This window comes from Thermosinus carboxydivorans Nor1 (assembly GCF_000169155.1).
Lineage (GTDB): Bacteria > Bacillota > Negativicutes > Sporomusales > Thermosinaceae > Thermosinus > Thermosinus carboxydivorans.
Map to the genome: position 1 here is coordinate 125,717 of NZ_AAWL01000002.1, position 20,901 is coordinate 146,617.

General features: G+C 48.7%; 20 protein-coding genes and 2 riboswitches. All 20 genes read right to left on the reverse strand.

Going from position 1 to position 20,901, the window contains the following annotated elements:
• Window positions 1-24: 24 nt before the first annotated feature.
• The 20 genes from ribH to metK all read right to left on the reverse strand — a co-directional run bounded on the left by ribH (window position 25) and on the right by metK (window position 20,736).
• A complete protein-coding gene (gene ribH, locus TCARDRAFT_RS02165; protein ID WP_007288364.1) occupies window positions 25-489 on the reverse strand; it encodes a 6,7-dimethyl-8-ribityllumazine synthase in 465 nt (154 codons plus the stop codon).
• 2 nt (window positions 490-491) lie between these two features.
• Complete coding sequence (locus tag TCARDRAFT_RS02170) at window positions 492-1,706, reverse strand: bifunctional 3,4-dihydroxy-2-butanone-4-phosphate synthase/GTP cyclohydrolase II (protein ID WP_007288365.1); 1,215 nt, start codon at window positions 1,704-1,706, stop codon at window positions 492-494.
• Between the two features lie 21 nt (window positions 1,707-1,727).
• Window positions 1,728-2,384, reverse strand: coding sequence for a riboflavin synthase (locus TCARDRAFT_RS02175; RefSeq protein ID WP_007288366.1), 657 nt, complete (start codon window positions 2,382-2,384; stop codon window positions 1,728-1,730).
• A complete protein-coding gene (gene ribD, locus TCARDRAFT_RS02180) occupies window positions 2,347-3,486 on the reverse strand; it encodes a bifunctional diaminohydroxyphosphoribosylaminopyrimidine deaminase/5-amino-6-(5-phosphoribosylamino)uracil reductase RibD (RefSeq protein WP_007288367.1) in 1,140 nt (379 codons plus the stop codon). Before ribD ends, TCARDRAFT_RS02175 begins: the two co-directional genes overlap by 38 nt.
• A gap of 71 nt (window positions 3,487-3,557) precedes the next feature.
• A riboswitch (FMN riboswitch) is annotated at window positions 3,558-3,688 on the reverse strand.
• Window positions 3,689-3,752: 64 nt separating this feature from the next.
• Window positions 3,753-4,403 (reverse strand): ribulose-phosphate 3-epimerase, encoded by a 651-nt coding sequence (gene rpe / locus TCARDRAFT_RS02185; RefSeq protein ID WP_007288368.1) that lies wholly within the window; start codon window positions 4,401-4,403, stop codon window positions 3,753-3,755.
• Between the two features lie 3 nt (window positions 4,404-4,406).
• Window positions 4,407-5,282 (reverse strand): ribosome small subunit-dependent GTPase A, encoded by an 876-nt coding sequence (gene rsgA / locus TCARDRAFT_RS02190; RefSeq protein WP_007288369.1) that lies wholly within the window; start codon window positions 5,280-5,282, stop codon window positions 4,407-4,409.
• A gap of 11 nt (window positions 5,283-5,293) precedes the next feature.
• Complete coding sequence (pknB, locus tag TCARDRAFT_RS02195) at window positions 5,294-7,114, reverse strand: Stk1 family PASTA domain-containing Ser/Thr kinase (RefSeq protein ID WP_050769567.1); 1,821 nt, start codon at window positions 7,112-7,114, stop codon at window positions 5,294-5,296.
• 76 nt (window positions 7,115-7,190) lie between these two features.
• A complete protein-coding gene (locus TCARDRAFT_RS02200) occupies window positions 7,191-8,597 on the reverse strand; it encodes a peptidoglycan D,D-transpeptidase FtsI family protein (protein ID WP_007288371.1) in 1,407 nt (468 codons plus the stop codon).
• Window positions 8,590-9,864, reverse strand: coding sequence for an FtsW/RodA/SpoVE family cell cycle protein (locus tag TCARDRAFT_RS02205; protein ID WP_007288372.1), 1,275 nt, complete (start codon window positions 9,862-9,864; stop codon window positions 8,590-8,592). The genes TCARDRAFT_RS02200 and TCARDRAFT_RS02205 overlap by 8 nt, the downstream gene beginning before the upstream one ends.
• Before the next feature lie 13 nt (window positions 9,865-9,877).
• Window positions 9,878-10,591: a Stp1/IreP family PP2C-type Ser/Thr phosphatase gene (locus tag TCARDRAFT_RS02210; RefSeq protein WP_007288373.1), complete on the reverse strand. Its 714-nt coding sequence runs from the start codon at window positions 10,589-10,591 to the stop codon at window positions 9,878-9,880.
• A gap of 5 nt (window positions 10,592-10,596) precedes the next feature.
• Window positions 10,597-11,052, reverse strand: coding sequence for an FHA domain-containing protein (locus tag TCARDRAFT_RS02215; RefSeq protein WP_007288374.1), 456 nt, complete (start codon window positions 11,050-11,052; stop codon window positions 10,597-10,599).
• Window position 11,053: 1 nt separating this feature from the next.
• Window positions 11,054-11,815: an FhaA domain-containing protein gene (locus tag TCARDRAFT_RS02220; RefSeq protein ID WP_007288375.1), complete on the reverse strand. Its 762-nt coding sequence runs from the start codon at window positions 11,813-11,815 to the stop codon at window positions 11,054-11,056.
• A 112-nt stretch (window positions 11,816-11,927) separates the two neighbouring features.
• The gene (gene rlmN / locus TCARDRAFT_RS02225; protein ID WP_007288376.1) at window positions 11,928-12,980 is read right to left on the reverse strand and encodes a 23S rRNA (adenine(2503)-C(2))-methyltransferase RlmN; all 1,053 of its coding nucleotides are present in this window, start codon (window positions 12,978-12,980) and stop codon (window positions 11,928-11,930) included.
• A 9-nt stretch (window positions 12,981-12,989) separates the two neighbouring features.
• Window positions 12,990-14,318: a 16S rRNA (cytosine(967)-C(5))-methyltransferase RsmB gene (rsmB, locus tag TCARDRAFT_RS02230; protein ID WP_007288377.1), complete on the reverse strand. Its 1,329-nt coding sequence runs from the start codon at window positions 14,316-14,318 to the stop codon at window positions 12,990-12,992.
• A gap of 9 nt (window positions 14,319-14,327) precedes the next feature.
• Entirely contained in the window at window positions 14,328-15,089 is a 762-nt protein-coding gene (locus TCARDRAFT_RS02235) for a DUF116 domain-containing protein (protein WP_007288378.1), read from the reverse strand.
• 11 nt (window positions 15,090-15,100) lie between these two features.
• The gene (fmt, locus tag TCARDRAFT_RS02240) at window positions 15,101-16,042 is read right to left on the reverse strand and encodes a methionyl-tRNA formyltransferase (protein WP_007288379.1); all 942 of its coding nucleotides are present in this window, start codon (window positions 16,040-16,042) and stop codon (window positions 15,101-15,103) included.
• Window positions 16,042-16,506, reverse strand: a complete 465-nt coding sequence (def, locus tag TCARDRAFT_RS02245; RefSeq protein ID WP_007288380.1) for a peptide deformylase — start codon at window positions 16,504-16,506, stop codon at window positions 16,042-16,044. Before def ends, fmt begins: the two co-directional genes overlap by 1 nt.
• A gap of 81 nt (window positions 16,507-16,587) precedes the next feature.
• A complete protein-coding gene (gene priA / locus TCARDRAFT_RS02250; protein WP_007288381.1) occupies window positions 16,588-19,023 on the reverse strand; it encodes a primosomal protein N' in 2,436 nt (811 codons plus the stop codon).
• Between the two features lie 230 nt (window positions 19,024-19,253).
• Window positions 19,254-19,481: a heavy-metal-associated domain-containing protein gene (locus tag TCARDRAFT_RS02255; protein WP_007288515.1), complete on the reverse strand. Its 228-nt coding sequence runs from the start codon at window positions 19,479-19,481 to the stop codon at window positions 19,254-19,256.
• Window positions 19,482-19,545: 64 nt separating this feature from the next.
• Window positions 19,546-20,736, reverse strand: coding sequence for a methionine adenosyltransferase (gene metK, locus TCARDRAFT_RS02260; RefSeq protein WP_007288382.1), 1,191 nt, complete (start codon window positions 20,734-20,736; stop codon window positions 19,546-19,548).
• A gap of 56 nt (window positions 20,737-20,792) precedes the next feature.
• Window positions 20,793-20,894: riboswitch (SAM riboswitch) on the reverse strand.
• Window positions 20,895-20,901: the final 7 nt, after the last annotated feature.

Consider the following 20,901-nt stretch of genomic DNA (forward strand, 5'->3'; position numbering starts at 1 on the left):
AAAAGTTTATTTCCTGGAAATATTTTACAAAACCTTTAAAAGATTAGCCATTTCGATAGCTGTCATTGCCGCATCAAACCCTTTATTGCCTGCCTTAGTACCTGCCCGTTCAATCGCCTGTTCGATTGTTTCGGTAGTCAACACACCAAAAATGGTTGGTATTCCGGAAGCAAGAGCGACATGGGCAACCCCTTTGGAAACTTCCGCGCATACATAATCAAAATGCGGGGTATTGCCACGAATGACTGTGCCTAGACAGATAACAGCATCATATTTTTTGCTTGCTGCCATTTTTTGGGCAATCAAGGGAATTTCAAACGCTCCTGGCACCCACGCAACTTCAATATCTTCGTCCGATACTCCGTGTCGCTGAAGGGCATCCAAGGCACCGCTCAGCAGTTTATTGGTAATAAATTCATTAAAGCGAGCAACGACAATACCAAACCGCAATCCTTGTGCCGTTAATTTACCTTCAAAAATCTTTACCATGGCTATGCCTCCTCGTATTGTTTGAGTAAATGCCCTAATTTTGATTTTTTTACCGATAAATACCGGCAATTAAATTTATTGGCTTTAATTTCCAGCGGTACGCGCTCCGTAATAGTTAGACCATAACCCTCCAGTCCTGCCCGCTTGCGCGGATTATTGGTCAAGAGGCGGATACTTGATAAATTTAAATCAGCCAAGATTTGCGCACCAATCCCATAGTCACGCATATCCGGCGGAAAACCAAGCAGTTCATTGGCTTCTACCGTGTCTTTGCCTTTATCTTGGAGAGCGTAGGCCCGAATTTTATTAGCCAGGCCAATACCACGGCCTTCCTGACGCATATACAGCAGTACGCCTTGACCCTCTTTTTCAATCTGGCGCAACGCAGCCTCCAATTGTTCACCGCAATCGCAGCGCTGCGAACCAAAAACATCACCAGTCAAACACTCCGAGTGAACGCGGACGAGCACATTCTTTTTACCACTCACGTCACCTTTTACGAGTGCGACATGGCATTGGCCATCCAGTTCGCTTTCGTAGGCGATTAAACGGAATTTACCGTATTTAGTCGGCAGTTCTGTTTCGGCAACTCTGACAACAAATTTTTCGTGTTGCTTACGGTATTTAATTAAATCAGCAATTGTCACAATTTTTAAATTATGCTTCTTGACAAATTCCATTAACTGGGGAACACGCGCCATTGTGCCGTCATCATTCATTATTTCACAGATTACACCGGCTGGATACAGACCGGCCAGTTTTGCAAGGTCAACTGCCGCTTCGGTATGGCCTGCCCGGCGGAGAACACCTCCTTCGCGATACCGTAGCGGAAAAACATGCCCAGGTTTACGTATGTCGTCAGGCGTAGTGGCAGGGTCAAGTACTGTCTTGATCGTCAATGCTCGCTCATAAGCAGAGATACCGGTTGTTACATTTTTAGCATCAATAGACACAGTAAAAGCAGTACAATGTGTATCGGTATTTTCGGCAACCATAGCGCCAATTCCCAGCTCATCTAGCCTACTGCCAACTATCGGCATGCAAATTAGCCCCCGGCCATAAGTTGCCATAAAGTTAATGGCTTCTGGTGTTACTTTTTCTGCAGCCATAAGAAGGTCGCCTTCGTTTTCCCGATCCTCATCATCCACAACTACAACGATTCGGCCCTGTCTGATGTCATCAATAACTTCTTCAACGGTATTAAATTTAAAGGTCATAGAAAAGCCACCTTTCTGTTGCTAATCCAAAAAGCCGTGCTGCGCGAGCAGAGCAAGTGATAGTTTCCCTGCAGTCGGCGTGTCCGGTTCTTTCTGGCCTAACAATTTTTCCACATATTTACCAATAATATCTGCCTCGAGGTTGACTGGGGCGCCCGTTCCTTTAAGACCTACCGTGGTCACAGCAGCGGTATGAGGAATAAGAGAGACAGTAAACCAATCGGAACCATAGTCTATGACGGTAAGACTCACCCCATCGATAGCCACTGAGCCTTTGCGGACAATGTAGCGCATAACCTCCGGACCGGCGCCAATACGCACAATTACGGCATTATCACTACGCTCTTTAGCCTGGATGTAACCGATACCATCAATATGACCGGTCACAATATGACCGCCTAGCCGATCACCTAACCGCAAGGTCCTTTCTAGATTAACCGCATCCCCGGGTTTAAGATGGGCAAGAACAGTGCGCGCTACCGTCTCAGGCATTACATCGGCGGTAAACCAATTTTCACCAAACTCTACAACGGTAAGACAGGTTCCGTTAACGGCTATACTGTCGCCAATTTTCACATCATCTAATACTTTCCGCGCTGTGACGGTGAGACGTATCGACTTGGCACCACGCGCTACCACCTTAACTTGGCCTAACTCTTCCACAAGTCCGGTAAACATCCCGTCCCTCCCGCTTTTTTATATAGGCGGTAACTAAAAAGTCTTCGCCGACACATTCAATAGCCGTATTCTCAAGTTCAACAGCCTGCTCCAAATATTCCGCACCCATACCACCAATCGGGCCGGGAGCCGAGCGGCCGCCAATTATCTTTGGGGCAATGAACCAATAAACTTTATCAACTACATTTGCGGCCAAAGCTGAAGCACCGAGGGCTCCCCCGCCTTCAATCATCACGCTGGTAACAGACCGTGAACCCAGATAGGCAAATAAGCTACGAAGATCAATCCCGTCAGGTCCGCGTGCAACTTGAATTACTTCCGCTCCACTTGCCTTGAGGGCCGCTATCCTGTCAGAAGGCGCCTCGGGTGTTACAGCAATAATGGTAGGCGCTTTTCCGTCAGTAACGATTTTGGCATTTAGGGGGGTTCGTGCCAAACTGTCAGCCACAATACGTAGCGGGTTCTTACCATTAGGAATCAGCCTGGCAGTCAACTCGGGATTGTCTGCAACCACGGTGCCAACACCAACCAATATGGCATCATACTTACTACGCCATTCATGAACACGAGTGCGCGCCGGTAAACCCGTGATCCACCGGGAATGTCCGGTATATGTAGCAATCTTACCATCAAGGCTCATGGCGGTCTTCAATATACCAAAAGGCATTTTGGTTGTAATCCATTTAATAAAAACCTCATTTAACTGTGCTGCTTCCGTAGCCAGCACGCCTTCGATTACCTCCACGCCGTTCTCTCTTAAAAACTTAAATCCCTGTCCCGCTACCAGCGGATTAGGATCCGTCATCGCCGCTACAACTCGGGTAATCCCTGCCTGAACAATCGCTTGCACGCAAGGTCCTGTACGCCCGTAATGCGAACAGGGTTCTAATGTTACATATAAAGTTGCGTCTTTTGCTAAATCGCCTGCTTGATTTATGGCATGAATTTCGGCGTGTGGCGTCCCTGCCCGGTGATGCCACCCTTCACCCACAATCGTTCCGTCTTTAACAATGACGGCGCCTACCATCGGATTAGGGCTTGTTTGCCCTTCAGCTCTGCGTGCTAAGGCGAGCGCGCGGCGCATATAGCTTTCATGGTTCATCTGGCATCCCCCAAAAATAAAAAATTCCTAAAGAGTAGTCTTTAGGAAATAGAACAGCAATAGATAATAATGCCGGCCTTTTCCCATCCAGACTATACTGTCGGCTCCGGAATTTCACCGGATCAACCATAATGGCTCGCGGGCTGTACCGCCGGTCAGGAATTAAAAGATTACTCTTTTTCACCTAGCCCCAAAGGCCCCAACTATTTAATTGTCCAGTATATATGTTAGCACTTGCTTTAGGAAAAATCAACAAGCGACAATAATTAATCCAAACCCTTTAGGCTAGCGATTGCCTGCGCTGCATCAACCGCCCCGTAGACGGCCGAACCAGCCACTAAAATCGTAGCACCGGCAGCAATAACAGCCGGAGCTGTCTCAGCATTTATGCCACCGTCTACCTCAATTACCACCGGCAAATTTCGTTCCGTAATCATTTGCCGTAGACGGCGAATTTTATCTAGTACGGTCGAAATAAATTGTTGACCGCCAAATCCTGGGTTAACACTCATCAGTAACACCATGTCTACATAAGGCAAGACCTCTTCAATGGTGACAAGCGGTGTGGACGGATTTAAGGCAATACCGGCTCGCACGCCCTGGTCTTTAATAGTTTGCAGTAAACGATGCAGATGGGGGTGTGTTTCGGCATGGACAGTAATCAAGTCTGCCCCCGCTTTGATAAAAGCATTAATGTGATCCTGCGGGTTGGTTATCATCAGGTGTACATCGAATGGCAGCTTACTCACTTGGCGCAACGCTGCTACTACAGGCGCCCCAAAAGTTAGGTTTGGCACAAAGTGTCCGTCCATAATATCTAAGTGAAGTAAATCGGCGCCTCCCTGCTCCACTTTCAAAACTTCTTCTGCCAAACGGGTAAAATCTGCGGCAAGAAGTGATGGCGCAATTTTGACCATTGTTCAATATCCTTTCCTATTTTCCTGTACTTCACTAAGCACTTCAAGATAAGAAGCGTAGCGTGACGCGGCGATACAGCCATCGGTAACGGCCTGTTTGACAGCGCACTGTGGTTCTTTGTGATGAAGACAGGTATTAAACTTACAGGCCGGAGCTGCTGCGGCAATCTCCGGAAATGCCCTCGCCAACTCGGTCGGCACAATATCGGCAAACTCAGTAAAACTAAAGCCGGGAGTATCAACAACGAAACCGCCGCCCGCTAAGGGTAGAAGTTCGGCAAAACGGGTCGTGTGTTTACCCCGCCCGATTTTTATGCTAATTTCGCCTGTCACCAATGACAATCCTGGTTCCACGGCATTCAGCAAGCTAGACTTTCCGACGCCTGATGGTCCGGCAAACACGGTAATTCGCCCGTAAAGCTGGCGCCGTAATTCATCAATTCCCTGGCCGGTCTTTACAGATGTCTCCAGAACAGAATAACCGATTTTGCGATAAAGATCTACAATTTGACCTATCTCAGCCGCATCCGCCAAGTCAATCTTATTCAAGCAAATTTGGGCATTTAACTGTGACAGTTCGGCTAATATCAGAAAACGGTCAATTATAACAAAGCTGGGGTCAGGGCTGGCTGCCGCAAAAGTTAAAATAACCTGGTCAACATTGGCTACCATCGGCCGTTTTAACATGCTACGGCGGGGAAGGATTGTCTCTATTACGCCTTTGCCTTCATCAAGCGGCAAATATTCTACTTCGTCGCCCACAAGCAGCGAAAAGCGTTCTTTCTTAAAACGGCCGCGCAATGTACACATGGTCAGCTTGTCACCTGTCTGCACATAGTAATAACTGTTATAGGCCTTTACCACAACGCCCCGCAACATCTCCAGCCCTCCTACAATGTCTGTTCCTGCAGAAGAACACCGTTGATGTATACTTGCACACGTACCTGACCAACACCTTCAATTGTTTTTTCTATTCGCTCGCCTGGTTTATGAACTGCTTCATAGACAACACGCCGTCCGTTCGTGTCAGTAACGACAATTTGAATAGCCTGACGAATTGGCCCTTCCGGTACCGTAATTTGGACAACCGCCCGTTTGACGGCCGTGGCCGGGCTTTTCGCCACAACAAAGTCTACAGATGAACCTTCCATAACTTCGGAAGCCGGCGCCGGATTTTGATCCGTGATTGTGCCCGGCGGATATTTATCACTTGGCGCTTCGGTTACCTTGCCAAGTTTCAGCTTTAAGCTGTCAAGTTGGGTATTAACAGTACCTATTGGTGACCCACGAAAATCAGGCAAAACAATACGGCGTGGCCCTGCACCTTTGCTAATAACAATATCAACTGCCGTTCCTTTGGTTACCTGGGCTGGCGGCCGTGGGTTCTGCGCAATAACCGTGTCCTGAGCAGCATCAGCGGAAAACTGTTCATCAATTCGCCCTAAAACAAGACCGGCATTACGAATCTGCAGCTCAGCATCACGTCTATTTAATCCTCGTACATCGGGAACAGCCGTTACCTCCCCGCCCTTACTGACAACGAGGTTGATCATGCGCTGTTCTTTAACTACGGCGCCCGCCTCCGGGCTTTGTGATATAACGTATCCGGCCGGTACTTTGTCGCTAAAGCTTTCAGTAACGCTTACCCGCAAATTCTGGCTAGTCAAAATATTGCGGGCGCTGTCAATATGTTTCCCTACAACATTGGGAACGGTAACCTCATTGAGGCTCCAAAACTTGCCATAAGCCAAAAAAGCTCCTATGGCAAAGGCAAAGATAAGCAGCGCGGCCAACGCCCAGATCCATCCCCGCGATTTGGCAGGAGACGGTGTCGGCAGCGGCTTAGCTTCATCTTCAGGCTGATGCTGGATGTTCCCTTCCGGCGCGGCAATCCGAGGTAATATTTGGGTAGGGAAATCTTCGCGCGATAGTCGTCGGGTGCGGTCATCCCGCAAATAATTTTGTACTAGTTTTAAATCGGCAATCATTTCGCTAATATCGCCAAAACGTGCATCGGCATTCTTGGCCATAGCTTTAAGTACCACTGCTTCAAGGAGCGGCGGAATTTCCGGATTTGCTTCGCGCGGCGGTTTGGGTTCTTCCTGCAAGTGCTTCAAAGCAATGCTAATAGGTGTTTCGCCGGTGAACGGCACTGTTCCGGTCAGCATTTCATAAAGAACAACGCCAAGAGAATAGATATCAGACTTGGCACCAATAACGGAACCTTTGGCCTGTTCCGGCGAAAAATAGTGAACAGAACCGATAATCGTCCCTGTCTGGGTCATAGTCGCCGATGTTACCGCTCTAGCAATGCCGAAATCGGTAACTTTCACCCTGCCCGCGCGTGTCATCAGAATGTTGTGCGGCTTTATATCGCAGTGGATTAATCCGCTTTGATGGGCATGTTCCAATGCCTCCGCGATTTCTAGTGCAATGCGTACCGCCATTTCGACCGGCAAAGGAGCCTCGCGCAAAATCTTGTCTTTGAGTGTTTCCCCCGAGATGTACTCCATGACGATATAGTATATATCCTCGTCGTGGCCGACGTCATAAATGTTAACGATGTTCGGATGGGACAAACGGGCAGCAGCCTGAGCCTCCCGGCGGAAGCGGGTGACGAATTCTTCGTCGTTGGTAAATTGGGAGCGCAACACTTTTACCGCTACCGAACGGTCAAGCAATTTGTCGTGAGCACGATAAACGTCAGCCATACCGCCACCACCGATACGTTCCAGGATGGTGTAGCGATTATCCAGAGTTCGATTAATTAGCAAAAACGTCACCCCCTCAATATAATTGGTGAGCTATAATTTGGCGGGCTATAGGCGCGGCAACTTCCCCTCCAGCCCCGCCATTTTCGACTAATACCGCAACCGCGATTTCAGGATTGTCGGCCGGCGCATAGCCGATAAACCAGGCATGCGGTGCGCCGTGCGGATTTTCGGCTGTTCCCGTCTTACCAGCAACTTTAATACCGCCAATACGAGCCGCACTACCCGTGCCTTCTGCGACAACAGTCACCATCATCTGCCCAACAACTTTGGCAAGATTCGGTTCAACCGGCGTCAACCACTCGCTAGGTTTAAACTCATTTATAACGGTGCCGTCAGCCGCGACAATCTTCTCGACTACATAGGGCTTCATAATCTTCCCATTATTAGCAAAAGCGGCTGCAATTAGCGCCATACGAAGCGGCGTCACCAAAAGACTCCCTTGTCCAATTCCTGTTTGCGCCAGGTCGCCATCGCCCAATCGGCTAAAAACCGGTAGCCGGACAGGGCTTTCCTGCCACTCTTCGCCAATAGAACGAGTAAACCCATAACGTTCAAAAAGGTTGGCCATCCTCGTGCGTCCTAACTCGAGGGCCAATGAGCCAAAAGTAACGTTACAGGAAACGGCCAATGCTTCCTCTAAGTTTACTCTGCCATGCGCGCGTAAACTCGCCTCATTCAAGACATAATCAGGTCCGATTTTTAATTTTCCGTCGCATTTAAATACTTTATTAATATCAGTTATTTTTTCTCTCAATGCCGCCTCCGCTATCATAATTTTGACAGTGGATCCCGGCGGATACAGTCCTTGCGTCGCCCGGTTGAGCAGCGGACTATCAGCAGACGAAGTTATTTTTTCCCAATCCCGGTCGAGCGTGTTGGGATTAAACGCCGGTTTACTCACCATTGCCAAAATAGCACCTGTTCTAGGATCTATGACTACTACCGCGCCACGGTGCCCGCCTAAAGCCTGATATGCTGCTTGCTGTAAAGCCCTGTCTACGGTAAGAACCAAGTGATTGCCGGGAATAGGCCCCCATAAACGGACAATTGCGCCGAGATGCCGCTCGGGATGCGTTAGTCCGGAAAGCTCCCCGTTAAATGTCCCCTCTAGCCCCGCTTTCCCATATTTGGGATTATCATATCCGACTAAGTGGGCAAAAATGGCGCCATATGGATATTCGCGATGATAAGTTCCTTCAGAATCGCGTTCACTATAAGCTAATTTGTCACCATGGCGATCAAGTATTTCACCGCGCGGCACTCGGCGCGCCGCTTCCGTTGCTCGCCGGTTCAAAGGATGCGCGGTCAGCTGGTTTCCTTCAAAAATTTGTATAAAACTGATATAGAGAAATAAGATTGCCAATAAACCTGTCAATATTAAAGCTACTCTACGCAAATTTGCCGGAATATCGTTACGCATCAACCGCCCTCATTTCTGAAACGGCGAATAAAAGGCCGACAAGCATAAAATTGGAGACGACAGAACTGCCGCCATAGCTGATAAATGGCAACGTTATGCCGGTAAGTGGTACGAATTTAACAACTCCGCCAATGATCAAAAAAATCTGTAGCGCCAAAAAAACGGCAAGTCCGCCGGCAACCAAGGTCAGAAGGGGAGAAATGGCCTTCAGGGCAATACGGAAAGCGCGATAAATAAGTATTTGATATGTAGTCAAGACTGCAGCAACGCCGACAAAGCCCATTTCTTCGGCAATGGCTGCAAAGACAAAGTCAGTATGCACTTCAGGAATAGAGTCGGGAAAGCCGTAAGTAAGACCGCTTCCCAGTATTCCACCTGCCCCAAACGCAAATAGGGATTGCACAATTTGGTAGGCCCGTCCCATAGGGTCTGCCCATGGGTTAAGCCAAATATCAACTCTTGTCCGAACATGCGGGAAAATATAGTAACAGATTACTGCGCCGGCGAGGAATAATATCACGCCTATGACAATATAGCTAATACGGCCGCTTGCCAAATAGACCATGATCAATGTTGTCGCAAAATAAAGCAATGCCGAGCCTAGATCACGCTGAAAAATAAGCATTAGCATTGCAAAGCCCCATACCAGTACAAGCGGCCCAATAAACCGCATTTGAGGAATACCTAAGGGGCCGAAGTGCCTGGTGGCAAAAGCTAGTACCTCCCGCCGCTCATTCAAATAAGAAGCTAGAAACAAAATAATAAAAAGCTTAGCAAATTCAGATGGTTGAAAACGTACTGGGCCGAGTACAATCCAATTCTTATTGCCCCCAACCTCTACACCAAAAAGAATAGTGGCAAGAAGCAGGACAATCCCAATCATGCCGAGCGTATATTTATAGATGGCTATTTCCTCCAGTCGCCGGCCAAGGTTACAGACAACAAGAAAAGCAACGAGCCCTATGGCAACCCACAATGTTTGCATCAAAAAAAGCTGTGGTTTCAGGCGTAAGATAATCGTCAACCCTATAGCGACGAGGACGGCGACAGTGGGAAGAAGCAGCGGGTCACCCTTGCAGCCCTTATTACTTCTCACTATATTATGGGCGGCAAACCATGCTAAACAAAGCGCAACACTTGCTGCGAGGTAGGAAAGATTTATGCTGCCGCCAGCCAATTGTACTGCGGCAATGCCATTAAGGAGAATTAGGCCGGCAATAAATAGCAGCCCCCGCTCACAGCGTCGAATAGAGTCTGAACTTTGCATATGCTGCGAAACCTCACTTTTCTCGCTGCACTAGGATTGCCGTAATATTATCTAATCCGCCAGCTGCGTTAGCCCGCCCGACTAATTCGTCAAGAGCCTTTTCTCCGTCTGCTTTATAGCGTTGGATGGTCTGAAAGATATCCTGTTCACTGACCATATTGGTCAAACCATCAGTACATAACAGCAAAAAATCACCCACCCGCCAATCAGTTTTACCCAGATCCACCCGTACTGATTCACTCGTCCCCAAGGCACGGGTGAGGATGTTCCGATGTGGGTGATTTTTCGCTTCTTCTAAGGTGATGGTACCGCTTTTTACCAGTTCCCAAACGACAGAGTGGTCTTCGGTGAGAAGCCGCATGCCATCCTCACTAATTAAATAAATGCGACTATCCCCTACATAAGCCCAGTAAACTTTTTCCCCATCGACAAAAGCAACAACAATGGTCGTCCCCATACCGGCATATTCCGGATTAGACTGGGCCATTTGATAAATAATTCTATTGGCCTCGTTTACTGCTTGATCTAAAATAACTTCCGGACTATCATCATCGTGCCGCTGCACATATTCGCTGACCGTTTTGGTTGCCAGGCTACTGGCGATCTCACCCGCTACATGGCCACCCATTCCGTCTGCAACAATATATAAACGAGGGTAAATACAGGCATAACTATCCTCATTATTTTTTCTGACCTGTCCGATGTCGGATTTTGCAAAGGCCGGCAATCCTATCACCTCTCAAACTTAAAACTGACTGACCCGATTTTAATGATATCCCCACTGCGTAAAGGCACTTCTCCGGTTATTCGCTGGCCGTTAACAAATGTTCCGTTGGTACTGTTAAGGTCAGCAAGCCAATACTGCTGCTTGTAAAAACTTATGCAAGCATGCTCATGAGAAACGTAGGCTTCATTAATTACGATATCGTTCGCATCACTGCGCCCAATCGACGTCGTTTCTGCCAATTCAAAAACAGGCTGAGCGAGTTGCACCGAAGCCGCCTGCACTTTAAGTGTCGCCGGCTTGAGATCGGCTGGATGAACTAGTGTAGGGTTTGTTATTTTAGGGTTTTGCAAGTCAAGATAGATAATTTTGACTACCCGAAATAAAAAATAGTACAGAAGCAGCAGCAAAGTATACTGCAATATCGTCCCGGCTATAGCCATAGCTAACGCTTTTCCCGGCACGTTAATTCACCTCGTACAAGATCAGCGAATTGCCTACTTTAATGCGGTCACCGTTGCACAATTTCTTGCGTGTAATCCGATGCCCATTTACATAAGTCCCATTGAGACTTCTTGCATCATATATGACATGGGCGCCTTCCTCAAAAACAATGTAAGCATGCAAACGGGAGGTATTCATATCAGTGAGCGGCAGCTCATTCCCCTCCCTCCGTCCGATATTGACGCGGTCAACGCCAACATCAGTCTTCAAGCCGGCATCTAGCCCTTCTACTACTGTAATCATGCCGGTAAGCGGAACCGATTTGCGCGCCGCCTCGAGCGAGGCGAGCTTTTTATAAACCTTAGTTTCTGATAAATCTCGCGATTTTTCCGCTAAATTTTCGCTAGGCGAAACAACGGTAAACCGGCTGGCAAACCGGAATTGGCCCTGCTGCAACTTTGCGTCGGACATAAACTCCACCTTGGGCCGCCCCTGCATAACATAGCCCCGCTGGTTAGCTTGTTTGGCAAGATATGCCGCAATTTCGTCGGCGATAGTTTGTCCGTAAGGTGTAATACGTTCGTAATCGGGAGGAGTGAGAAAAACGGTATAATGATTAGGCACGTAAATATTCTCTACTCCTACTGACCGTTGGTTTTCCATCTCTTTAACAAGTTCCTTAGCGAGCTCCACCGGTTGAAGCCCTGCGGTCTTTCCCTTGTTAAATAAACCTTCGATATAATTCGTAAAAAATGCTTCCAACGCGCGTAAAAACTTGGCCATAATACACTCCATAACAATTACTGTGTCTATTATACGCAATATTTCCATTTTAGTCAAAAACCGCCATTTATATACGTTATATATTGGCCGAACAAGAAAAGCAAGGTCGGGACTACCTTGCTTCTTGCTGGGCTAAAACTTTTTTTCGCAACTGACCACAAGCAGCTTGAATATCTGCGCCCATTTTTCGCCGGACTGTGGTATTAATATTTTGCCGCAATAGAGTTTGCTCAAAGGCGGCAATCTGTTTTTCATCGGGACACAACAGCCCTCGTTCTGGCACGGCGTTAACAGCAATCAAGTTCACGTTGGCCAGCCGCCCGGCTAGCAGCCTGGCAAGTTCATACGCCTGCTCGAGTCCGTCGTTAACGCCTTTTATAAGCGTATATTCATAAGTGACCCGCCGCCCTGTCGTTGCCGCATAATAATCTGCTGCCTCAACAACTTCTTCGATAGGATAACGCCGGTTAATCGGCATTATTTGCGAGCGCAGCTCATTATTAGGCGCGTGAAGTGACACGGCTAAAGTAATGGGTAGACCCTCAGCAGCAAGTTTACGCATCTCAGGTACTAAGCCGCAGGTGGACAATGTAATGCTGCGGTAGCTTAGGTTAAGACAATATGGTTCATGACACAGGCGAATAAACCGTAAAACATTGTCATAGTTAGCTAAAGGTTCGCCGGAACCCATGATAACAATGGAATTAAGGCGTGTTTGCGCGCTGAGCAGCAGGTTATTAACATAAATAGCCTGTGCCAATATCTCTCCGCCACTTAAGTTACGAGCTACACCCTGCAAGGTAGAAGCACAAAAAATGCACCCCATACCGCATCCTACCTGGGTGGAAACGCAAAGACTGTTGCCATAAGAATGACGCATAAGTACCGTTTCCACAGCAGCGCCGTCAGTAAACTTTAGCAGGAACTTGCTCGTTTTTCCGTCGGCGGAATGCTGCGCTGCCATGACATAGACTGTGTCAATCGTAAAATTCTCTGCCAACAGGTCCCGCTTTTTTAAGGGCAAATTGGTCATATCGGCGAAGCGGCTCACTCCCCGGCGGTAAATCCACTCGGCGATTTGGCGTCCACGATATTTTTCCAGGCCGTACTGAGCGATAAGGTCGGAAATTTCTTGGGCAAAATAACCAAAGATATTGGTTTTCATAGTGGTCACCTATCCTCTGCGCACCATCCGGGCAATGAAAAAACCGTCTACACCGTCCGCATGCGGCCAAAGCTGTACCATTTCCTCCTGCCGGCCCACAGGTAGATAGCGGCCAGCCGGTTCAAGGATGAATTCAGGGTTTGTTGCTAGAAAGCTTTTTACCACTTCTCCGTTTTCTTCCGGCTCCGTAGTACAAGTACTGTAGACTAAAATTCCCCCAGGCTTTAGACATTTGGCCGCGCTGGCCAAAATGGCGAGTTGCAGACGCGGTAAGTCTGTTAGCATCTGTTCGTTTTTGCGCCACCGTGAGTCAGGTTTGCGCCGCAAGACGCCAAGGCCGGAACAGGGGGCGTCGACCAGCACCCGGTCAGCTTGTCCGGGATATAATTCGCCAAGTTTAACGGCATCCAATAATTGCGTTTCAAGAATGGAAATGCCTAAACGGACGGCGTTATCACGCATCAAAGCCAGCTTATGCTCGTAAATGTCTGTAGCTAGCACCTTTCCCTTATTTCCCATAAGAGCGGCGATATGGGTACTCTTACCGCCCGGAGCGCCGCAAGCATCGATTACAAAATCCCCTGGCCGCGGTGACAGTACATGGGCTACCGTCATTGAACTCTCATCCTGAACTTGAAACAAGCCGGCGCGAAGCGATGCCAACTTGCTTAAAGCAGGATACTCGTGACATAAAATTCCTTCCGGCGCCCAGGCCGAAGGCTCGCAAACCACGCCTTCGCCGGCGAGGCGGCGCAATAGGTCTGCCCGGCTTGTCTTTAAGGTATTGGTTCGCAGTGAAAGGGGTGGCGTCTCGTTATTAGCCTCACACAGGCGCTCACATATAGCGGCGCCAAATCTGGCAACCCAGCGCCTAACCAGCCATTCAGGGTGAAAATAGCGAAGAGCAATGTATTTTTCTGGGTCCCGCTCCCTATCAGGATAAACGACCTTGTCGGGGCTTCGCCCGGCACTGCGCAAAACAGCATTTACAAATTTGACTGTCCCGGCATGACCATATTTTTGGGCTAGCTTTACAGCCTCATTGCACGCGGCCGAAACAGGAATCCGCGATAAAAAAAAGATCTGATAAATCCCCATACGCAAAATATTGCGGATTACCGGGTGAATCTTGTCCAGCGGGCGGCTACTATAGTGGCTCAAAATCCAATCTAGAGTTGCGCCTGCTTTTACCGTGCCGTAAACCAGTTCGGTAATGAAGCGTCGGTCCCGATCAGTAAGATCCCGCTGGCTCATTTCCTGAGCCAGGGCAATATTCGCATAAGCACCGTCGATATCCACACGGTTGATAACTTTTAGCGCCACTTCTCTTGCGTTCACATTAATCCCCTATTTCAGAAAATCCCGCAAAGCTTGTTCCACGACTTCCAGATTAACCCGTGTATTGCAGCATGGACCGCAAGGCCGTTCATTAAGAACGCCGATTACCGGAAGGGGAAAGACATCCTGAATCCCGCTCGTCAGATCCCGCTCACAGGCGATAGCCAGAACCGCTTTGGGGCGAATGGTTTTAATTATTTTTCGGGCCAGCGTACCGCCGGTGACGACAGCGAGATGAACCCCATACCGGCGGGACAGGTCAAGCAAATCGCCGACTTGACAAGCGCCGCAGGCACGGCAATTGGCAACATCGCGAGTGATTTTATGGGGACAAGCCTCCTGCTGGATACAGTGGGGCGTAAGAATAAGCAACTGTTCCGGTTGTACTTTGACCGCCCTCTTACGGACCAGATGATTGCTAACCTCAATGAAAGACCGCTCTACCCGCTCCTTATTGATATCGAACAACCGGCCTATGGAGGTCGCCAACGGGAAGAGAAGATTGATGGTTGACCAGGCTAGTCCCTGAAAAATTCCGGGAGTGGGTACACCCAAGATAGCCAAAATAATACCTGTTACCCCTACGGTAATAGCCAGGACAATGCCGGCTAACAAAACCCCTAATATAAGCGGCAGATAGGCGCTAATATTTGCCAGGCCGGGAAAACTGACTTTCCATAAGCCGTATGTAGAAAGGGCCGCTAAACCCAAACTGGTGATGGCGAGGGTTAAAAACAATCGTTTTTTAGGACGGGGTACTACTTCAATCATTATCTACACCTCTATCCTAAAATGTCACCTGCGCAAAGGTTATACCCCCGCGCGTACTCGCAGGCCTGCATCCTTTTCTTACTTTCCGGTTGAACTTCCGTGAGCTGAATAAGGCCTCGACCGGTAGCAACTACTACCCCGTGATGGCGCACGTCAACCACCGTACCAGGCGGAACAGATCCGGCATGCCCGTCGATAATCCGTGTACGCCAAATTTTAAGTGTTTTACCGCTGTGCGTCGTATACGCCCCGGGCCAGGGGTTAAGACCGCGAACCAGATTATGGACCTCTAGGGCCGACCGGCGCCAGTCCACCTGTTCAATATCCCTAGTTAGCAGCGGCGCGTAACTGGCCGCGCTGTTATCCTGCGGTATCCGGGGGGCATTGCCAGCCATTAGCAGTTCTAGCGATCGGACTAACAATTCAGCTCCCATCCATTTTAGCCGATCGTGCAACTCTCCTGTCGTTTCGTCAGGTCCGATAGGAGTTTCAGCTTTTAATATCATGTCCCCCGTATCCATGCCAATATCCATCCACATGGTAGTAACGCCTGTTTTCGTTTCACCGTTTATAATTGCCCAGTGAATAGGGGCTGCGCCCCGGTATCGGGGAAGCAAAGAAGCGTGAACATTAATGCAGCCAAGCGGAGGCAGATCGAGCAACCCTTGAGGGAGAATTTGGCCGAAAGCTACGACAACGATAACGTCCGGTCGTAGCTGCAGCATGTGGTTAATAAAGACAGGATCTTTAATTTTCTCTGGTTGTAAAACAGGGAGTCCCTGGCTTATCGCAAACTCTTTAACGGGCGAAGCTGCCATCCGCTGCCCCCGACCTTTGGGACGGTCAGGTTGAGTGACGACGGCAACGATGTCGTGCTTGGCAGCCAACAGTTTTTCTAGTGTCGGCACGGCAAAATCAGGAGTGCCCATAAATATAACACGCAGCTTCCCCATTATTCCTGTCCTTGCCCCTTATATAATGTTTTGGCTTTTTCAATAAAAAGCACGCCGTCAAGGTGATCAATTTCATGCTGCAGTGCTCGTGCCAGCAAACCGGTCCCGGTAATACGCACTTTTTTTCCTGAACGCTCCAAACCTTCGACAACTACCTGGGCGTACCTTTCCACTTCACCATATACCCCCGGAACGCTGAGACAGCCCTCGGTATTTGTTTCACTGCCTTCTGCTGCAACAATCACAGGATTAATTAATTCGATAAGCCCGTCACCGACATCGACAACAATAATTCGTAATGAAACGCCTACCTGCGGTGCTGCCAGCCCTACTCCTTCCGCAGCATACATGGTCTGGGCCATATCATCCAGTAATTGTTTGACTTTGCGGTCAATTTTGCCTACCGGCGCGGCTTTTTCTTTTAAAACTTTATCGCCGGCTTTTTTTATCTCTAGGACTGACATGCCAACCTCCTTAATCGGTACTTACTTACTTATGTCCAATTCTAACATAAAAAGTGGAAAAACGCTATCTACCTATAATAGCTATAATAGGTTAAGTGGATCGATATCAAGGATAACGTCGCGCCGCGAAGCAACCCCCATACTGACGAGAGTTTCTTTAACTTCTGCCATCGCATTACTTTTGATCAAAATATTCATGCGGAAAATGTCTTCAATCTTGGCAATTGGGGCAGGAAACGGGCCTACTACTTGCGTTTTTCCGATACTACTAAGCGCCCGGTTCAATTCATCGGCCAAATTTTGCGCATGGCCACAGACAAGAGTTTCTTCAGTCCCGTGTACAGTTAATTTAATCAATCCTCCAAAAGGAGGGTAATGCAGTTGACGGCGATAAGCAGCTTCAATATTATAAAACGCGTGGTAATCGTGGGCGGCGCCGGCTTTAATTGCATAGTGTTCGGGATTATACGTCTGGACGACAACATGACCGGGCTGACTACCCCGCCCTGCTCTGCCGGCCGCCTGCGTTATTAAGGCAAATGTCTTTTCCGCTGCACGAAAATCCGGAAGATTCAATGATGTATCAGCGGCAATAATGCCAACAGCGGTTACATTGGGAATATCAATACCTTTTGCAACCATTTGTGTTCCTAGCAGTATATCATATTCTCCCCGCGAAAACGCAGAGAGTATGCGTTCATGTGCCATCTTGCCGGTCGTAGTATCCTGATCCATTCTTACCACCCGGGCTTCGGGAAAAAGCGCGGCCAATTCTTCTTCCACCTTTTGCGTACCTGTGCCGAAATAGCGAATATAACGGCTGCCACAAGCCGGACAAAGGCTAGGCGCCTGCCTTGTTTTTTGGCAATAATGACACCTAATCGTTTTATCCGTAGCGTGATAAACAAGCGAGACATCACAGTGCTCACACCGCAAGACATGCCCGCATTCTCGGCATAACACAAACGTGGCATAACCCCTGCGGTTCAGCAAAATAATGGCTTGCCCTCCTTCTTGCCTGGTCTGCGTTAGCAGTTCGCGTAGCGGCTGAGAAATTACTCCCCGACGCCCGGCCGCCAGTTCCTCGCGCATATCGACCACCGTTACTGCCGGCAGGGCTCGGCCATCCACGCGTTCAGACAATGTTAACAAAACATGTCTCCCCGCAAGGGCTTGATAATAACTTTCTAATGACGGAGTCGCACTGCCAAGCACTACCGACGCTCCTGCCTGTCTTGCCCGCATGAGGGCGACCTCACGCGTATGATAGCGGGGACTCTCTTCTTGTTTATATGTAAACTCGTGTTCTTCGTCTAATATAATAAGGCCAATTTGGGTACAAGGAGCAAATACGGCAGAACGAGCGCCAATCACTATCCCCGCTTCGCCAGCCCGGATACGTTGCCAGGCATCGTGACGCTCACCTGCTGATAGACGGCTATGAACCACGACCACGTCTTCACCAAACCGTTCATTAAACCGGGAAACGGTTTGACCTGTCAGGGCAATTTCCGGCACCATCACAATAACCTGCCGCCCTTGCTGTCTTGCTGCCGCTGCCGCTTCAATATATACTTGCGTTTTACCGCTCCCGGTAACACCATGAATAAGAAAAGACTTATGCTCTCTTGAAGCAATAGCTGCTAATATTTGGGTAACGGCCTGACGCTGTTCATTCGTCAGTGCCATTCTATTTTCTTGCGGGGCCGGCTCGCGGCATAACTGTGCATAACTATTTCGCATCACCCGCCGCCGTTCACTGCGGACTAAGCCGGCCGCAATAAGCCGCTTAACAGTATCCGCACTAATCCTATACTGTTTTAAGCGATTTGGTGTTAGTTCTGACTCTTCCATAAGGACTGTCAGCAGCCGCTGTTGCGCTGGCTTGCCAGTTAGGCGGTCAAGAGTTTCTGCGGCTTCTCGGCGGTTCACAGCAAGCATTAGCCGCTGCTCATACCGGGGGCGAAACTTCGATATGCTCATTGCAGCCCGTTCGACCAAATTCAACCGCTCCAATTTACGGAGAGCAGTTAACACGTTCGGCCCAAACTTTTTAACCAGTTGGTGTTGTGCAGTCAAGCTCTTTGCGCGTAAATAATTAAGGACTTGGTTCATTTCGTCTGAAATTTGGCATGATAAGGAAGAACTTGGCTTGCTCTCGCTTTCGTTCAAGCGGTAAGCGATATGGCTTTTTAATTCTCCTTTTCCTGGCACAAACAGGCGCAAAGCTTCAGCCAGCGGGCACAAATAGTAATTGCTCATCCACTCGGCTGTTTGCAGCATATTTTCATCAAACCAAGGTTCATCATCCAACACGCTTAATACAGGCTTTAATCCTTCCGCTTCGGCCTGCTCTTTAACGGCAACAACAAAGCCCTCGGCCTCGCGTTGGCCGAAAGGCACCCGCACACGCCACCCCCTGCCAACAAACGCCAATTCCGGCGGAATGAGATAAGAAAAGGTAGCAGCGATAGTACGTACGGCAATATTAACGGCCACTTCCGCAATGCGCCCCATGTTCTTCACCTCATAAAAAAGAAGAGTACTGTTTGCAGCAAACAGTACATCCTACTTCGCTGTACGGTATAATTCTTGCTTAGGTCGGAAAATACCTGCTACCTGTCATCGTTTTGTTCATACCCGACCAGAAACTCATCTAATTCAAAACCCGTATCCATAGGCTGACGTTTAAAGAAACGTTTCAAGCGACTCTTCCCCAGCGGCGTAAAACGGTACCGCATAATAGCCTACCCGCGGATGGAATACCCGAGCATTTGCAAAGTTTCTTCAATATAGCCGCTGGCGATTACATTAGCGTCATACTCAACGGTAACTTGTCTGGTATTTAGATTAACATCGACATCGGTAACCCCGTCAAGATGGCTCAAGGTGTGCTCAATGCGGTCACGACAATGATCACCCTTAAGACCACCCACCGAATATACCGACTTCTTAATTGCTTTTGAAGCAGGCACTGCAATACTAACCCCCTTTGGTTTATCACTATGATGTTAGTATTGCCAGTACCAGCGGTTTAAATTAAAGATTTGCTTCCCGCCGTAAAATTTCCGCTTTGTCGGTTCGTTCCCACGGAAGATCAATATCCGTTCGGCCAAAATGGCCATAGGCTGCCGTCTGGCGGTAGATTGGGCGACGCAAATCAAGGCTCTTGATAATACCGGCCGGACGAAGGTCAAAATGTTTTTGAATAAGTTCGACAATGCGGCTTTCGGCAATTTTAGCAGTGCCGAAAGTTTCAACCATAATCGATACAGGGCGGGCAATACCGATTGCGTAGGCCAACTGAATTTCACACTTATCGGCCAAGCCGGCGGCTACAACATTTTTAGCCACATAGCGAGCTGCATAAGCAGCTGACCGGTCGACTTTAGTGGGATCTTTGCCGGAAAAAGCACCGCCACCGTGACGGGCCATACCGCCATAGGTATCAACAATAATTTTGCGCCCAGTCAAGCCGGCATCTCCCTGTGGTCCACCAACGACAAACCGGCCGGTAGGATTAATATAATATTTGGTTTGAGCATCCAGCATGTCCCCGGGAACAACAGGAGTAATAACTTTGGCGATGATATCTTTTTCAATGGTGGCAAGATCCACATCAGGACTATGTTGGGCCGAAACGACAATGGTGTCCACGCGGACCGGCTTGCCGTCTACATACTCTACTGTCACCTGGGTTTTTCCATCGGGACGCAGATAAGCAAGTTCGCCATTTTTACGAACCTCAGCCAGCCGGCGAGCCAGACGATGAGCTAAAGCTATGGGCAGTGGCATGAACTCAGGGGTCTCATTAGTTGCATAGCCGAACATCATGCCTTGGTCACCGGCACCGATCGCCTCGACTTCATCCATCTCGCCACGTTTAGCTTCCAGTGCTTTATTTACGCCCATCGCAATATCAGGTGACTGCTCGTCAATTGATGTCATTACACCACAGGTATCGCCGTCAAAACCAAATTTTGCACGGGTATAACCAATCTCTTTAATGGTCTCCCGCACAATCTTCGGAATATCGACATAGCAAGAAGTTGTGATTTCCCCTACCACATGGACAAGTCCGGTTGTTACTAAAGTTTCACAAGCGACACGAGCCATGGGGTCTTGGGCAAGGATTGCGTCGAGAATACTGTCAGAAATTTGATCGGCAATTTTGTCCGGATGCCCTTCGGTAACCGATTCCGATGTAAATAATACCCGCTTTTTTTCCATTTGTGCACCTCCTAATCAATAAAAAAACTCCCACAAGGGAGACTTTTGTCGTATACTCCCCATCTCGCGCCGTACGCCGGAATTGGCACCGTTTTGGACTTGCCAAATGGTTGCCGCGGTTTCATCGGGCCAGTCCCTCCACCAACTCTTGATGAGTATAGTATA

Bases quoted from the DNA above. Each gene is read 5' to 3' on its own strand.
- TCARDRAFT_RS02175 (WP_007288366.1), bottom strand. From the start codon at position 2,384: ATGTTTACCGGACTTGTGGAAGAGTTAGGCCAAGTTAAGGTGGTAGCG.
- priA (WP_007288381.1), bottom strand. From the start codon at position 19,023: ATGGGGCGCATTGCGGAAGTGGCCGTTAATATTGCCGTACGTACTATC.
- TCARDRAFT_RS02170 (WP_007288365.1), bottom strand. From the start codon at position 1,706: ATGACCTTTAAATTTAATACCGTTGAAGAAGTTATTGATGACATCAGA.
- ribH (WP_007288364.1), bottom strand. From the start codon at position 489: ATGGTAAAGATTTTTGAAGGTAAATTAACGGCACAAGGATTGCGGTTT.
- def (WP_007288380.1), bottom strand. From the start codon at position 16,506: ATGTCAGTCCTAGAGATAAAAAAAGCCGGCGATAAAGTTTTAAAAGAA.
- TCARDRAFT_RS02235 (WP_007288378.1), bottom strand. From the start codon at position 15,089: ATGATTGAAGTAGTACCCCGTCCTAAAAAACGATTGTTTTTAACCCTC.
- TCARDRAFT_RS02200 (WP_007288371.1), bottom strand. From the start codon at position 8,597: ATGCGTAACGATATTCCGGCAAATTTGCGTAGAGTAGCTTTAATATTG.
- fmt (WP_007288379.1), bottom strand. From the start codon at position 16,042: ATGGGGAAGCTGCGTGTTATATTTATGGGCACTCCTGATTTTGCCGTG.
- pknB (WP_050769567.1), bottom strand. From the start codon at position 7,114: ATGGCTGACGTTTATCGTGCTCACGACAAATTGCTTGACCGTTCGGTA.
- rpe (WP_007288368.1), bottom strand. From the start codon at position 4,403: ATGGTCAAAATTGCGCCATCACTTCTTGCCGCAGATTTTACCCGTTTG.
- rlmN (WP_007288376.1), bottom strand. From the start codon at position 12,980: ATGAAAACCAATATCTTTGGTTATTTTGCCCAAGAAATTTCCGACCTT.
- metK (WP_007288382.1), bottom strand. From the start codon at position 20,736: ATGGAAAAAAAGCGGGTATTATTTACATCGGAATCGGTTACCGAAGGG.
- rsgA (WP_007288369.1), bottom strand. From the start codon at position 5,282: ATGTTGCGGGGCGTTGTGGTAAAGGCCTATAACAGTTATTACTATGTG.
- ribD (WP_007288367.1), bottom strand. From the start codon at position 3,486: ATGAACCATGAAAGCTATATGCGCCGCGCGCTCGCCTTAGCACGCAGA.
- TCARDRAFT_RS02220 (WP_007288375.1), bottom strand. From the start codon at position 11,815: ATGGCCAAGTTTTTACGCGCGTTGGAAGCATTTTTTACGAATTATATC.
- TCARDRAFT_RS02205 (WP_007288372.1), bottom strand. From the start codon at position 9,864: ATGCAAAGTTCAGACTCTATTCGACGCTGTGAGCGGGGGCTGCTATTT.